This window comes from Shewanella sp. Choline-02u-19, assembly GCF_002836205.1.
Classification (GTDB): domain Bacteria; phylum Pseudomonadota; class Gammaproteobacteria; order Enterobacterales; family Shewanellaceae; genus Shewanella.
Genome location: NZ_PJBE01000002.1, coordinates 1 through 3,234 on the forward strand (window position 1 = coordinate 1; position 3,234 = coordinate 3,234).

Consider the following 3,234-nt stretch of genomic DNA (forward strand, 5'->3'; position numbering starts at 1 on the left):
TTATTCTAACTCTGGTGTTTTGTAAAAACATCAGTCTCATACAAAACCCATCAGGGTTGTATGGTTAAGCCTCACGAGTCATTAGTACAAGTTAGCTCAACGCCTCACAACGCTTACACACCTTGCCTATCAACGTCCTAGTCTCGAACGGCTCTTTAGAGGAATTAAATTCCTAGGGATGACTCATCTTAGGACTCGCTTCCCGCTTAGATGCTTTCAGCGGTTATCGATTCCGAACGTAGCTACCGGGCAATGCTATTGGCATAACAACCCGAACACCAGCGGTTCGTCCACTCCGGTCCTCTCGTACTAGGAGCAGCTTCCTTCAATCATCCAACGCCCACGGCAGATAGGGACCGAACTGTCTCACGACGTTCTGAACCCAGCTCGCGTACCACTTTAAATGGCGAACAGCCATACCCTTGGGACCGACTTCAGCCCCAGGATGTGATGAGCCGACATCGAGGTGCCAAACACCGCCGTCGATATGAACTCTTGGGCGGTATCAGCCTGTTATCCCCGGCGTACCTTTTATCCGTTGAGCGATGGCCCTTCCATACAGAACCACCGGATCACTATGACCTACTTTCGTACCTGCTCGACGTGTATGTCTCGCAGTTAAGCTGGCTTATGCCATTGCACTAACCGTACGATGTCCGACCGTACTTAGCCAACCTTCGTGCTCCTCCGTTACTCTTTGGGAGGAGACCGCCCCAGTCAAACTACCCACCAGGCACTGTCCCGAACCCCGATTCAGGGGCCGCGGTTAGAACATCAAAACTACAAGGGTGGTATTTCAAGGTTGACTCCACATCATCTAGCGACAATGCTTCAAAGTCTCCCACCTATCCTACACATGTAGGTTCAATGTTCAGTGCCAAGCTATAGTAAAGGTGCACGGGGTCTTTCCGTCTAGCCGCGGGTATACGGCATCTTCACCGCAATTTCAACTTCACTGAGTCTCGGCTGGAGACAGCGTGGCCATCATTACGCCATTCGTGCAGGTCGGAACTTACCCGACAAGGAATTTCGCTACCTTAGGACCGTTATAGTTACGGCCGCCGTTTACCGGGGCTTCGATCATGAGCTTCTCCGAAGATAACCCAATCAATTAACCTTCCGGCACCGGGCAGGCGTCATACCGTATACTTCCTCTTGCGAGTTTGCACAGTACTGTGTTTTTGATAAACAGTTGCAGCCACCTGGTATCTGCGACTGCCAACAGCTTAAGGAGCAAGTCCTATCACCGTCGGCAGCGTACCTTCTCCCGAAGTTACGGTACCATTTTGCCTAGTTCCTTCAGCCGAGTTCTCTCAAGCGCCTTGGTATTCTCTACCCAACCACCTGTGTCGGTTTGGGGTACGATTCCTACTAACCTGAAGCTTAGAAGATTTTCCTGGAAGCATGGCATCAACTACTTCATCACCTTAGTGACTCGTCATCAGTCCTCAGTCTTGCAATTAAATGCGTATTCCCGGATTTGCCTAAGAATACAACCTACAACCTTAAACGCGGACAACCAACGCCGCGCTAGCCTAGCCTTCTCCGTCTCTCCATCGCAGTTAGCAGAAGTACAGGAATATTAACCTGTTTCCCATCGACTACGCCTTTCGGCCTCGCCTTAGGAGTCGACTCACCCTGCCCTGATTAACATTGGACAGGAACCCTTGGTCTTTCGGCGAGGGAGTTTTTCACTCCCTTTATCGTTACTCATGTCAGCATTCGCACTTCTGATACCTCCAGCGTGGGTTACCCCTTCACCTTCAACGGCTTACAGAACGCTCCTCTACCGCACTAGTGTAAACACTAGTACCCATAGCTTCGGTGTATTGCTTAGCCCCGTTAAATCTTCCGCGCAGGCCGACTCGACTAGTGAGCTATTACGCTTTCTTTAAATGATGGCTGCTTCTAAGCCAACATCCTAGCTGTCTAAGCCTTCCCACATCGTTTCCCACTTAGCAATAACTTTGGGACCTTAGCTGATGGTCTGGGTTGTTTCCCTTTTCACGACGGACGTTAGCACCCGCCGTGTGTCTCCCGAGTAGTACTCATTGGTATTCGGAGTTTGCAAAGGGTTGGTAAGTCGGGATGACCCCCTAGCCTTAACAGTGCTCTACCCCCAATGGTATTCGCTCGAGGCGCTACCTAAATAGCTTTCGAGGAGAACCAGATATCTCCCGGTTTGATTGGCCTTTCACCCCCAGCCACAAGTCATCCGCTCATTTTTCAACATAAGTCGGTTCGGTCCTCCAGTTGATGTTACTCAACCTTCAACCTGCCCATGGCTAGATCACCGGGTTTCGGGTCTACACCTTGCAACTAAACGCGCAGTTAACACTCGGTTTCCCTACGGCTCCGCTATTCGCTTAACCTCGCTACAAAATGTAAGTCGCTGACCCATTATACAAAAGGTACGCAGTCACGGTCTCAAGAACCGCTCCCACTGCTTGTACGTATACGGTTTCAGGTTCTATTTCACTCCCCTCACAGGGGTTCTTTTCGCCTTTCCCTCACGGTACTGGTTCACTATCGGTCAGTCAGGAGTATTTAGCCTTGGAGGATGGTCCCCCCATGTTCAGACAAGATGTCACGTGTCCCGTCCTACTCGTTTTCACGTAAAGTTAGTTTTCATGTACGGGGCTATCACCCTGTGCCGCTGTGCTTTCCAACACATTCCACTAACACCCTCTACGCTTAAGGGCTAATCCCCGTTCGCTCGCCGCTACTAGGGGAATCTCGGTTGATTTCTTTTCCTCCGGGTACTTAGATGTTTCAGTTCCCCGGGTTTGCCTCATTAACCTATGAATTCAGTTAATGATACATGCTTATGCATGTGGGTTTCCCCATTCGGAAATCGTTAGCTCAAATGCTTGTTACTAGCTCGCCAACGCTTATCGCAAGTTACTACGTCCTTCATCGCCTCTGACTGCCAAGGCATCCACCATATACGCTTAGTCACTTAACCATACAACCCAAATAAGTCTCTATGAGAAATACTCGTTGTTTCAAGCGGGTAAGCTTAAAACAGCCGTATCATAACTAATGGTTTCTACTTTCGCCAAAATTAGAATTTTTCACTTATTGCTGCGACGCAATAAGCCAAGACACTTAATGTTTAAGTGTTTAGAACTCAATTTTTTAAATTTCGCGCTAACCCTATAAACAACAACCTACAAGTAAGTCGCTGTCCCTTTTCAGGTTAACACTATCAGCTTTCCAAATTTTTAAAGAACG

1 rRNA gene is annotated in these 3,234 nt (G+C 48.9%); it reads right to left on the reverse strand.

The window, feature by feature from the left end:
• Positions 1-60 precede the first annotated feature (60 nt).
• Positions 61-2,965 (reverse strand): 23S ribosomal RNA (locus tag CXF83_RS00060).
• Between the last annotated feature and the right edge of the window lie 269 nt (positions 2,966-3,234).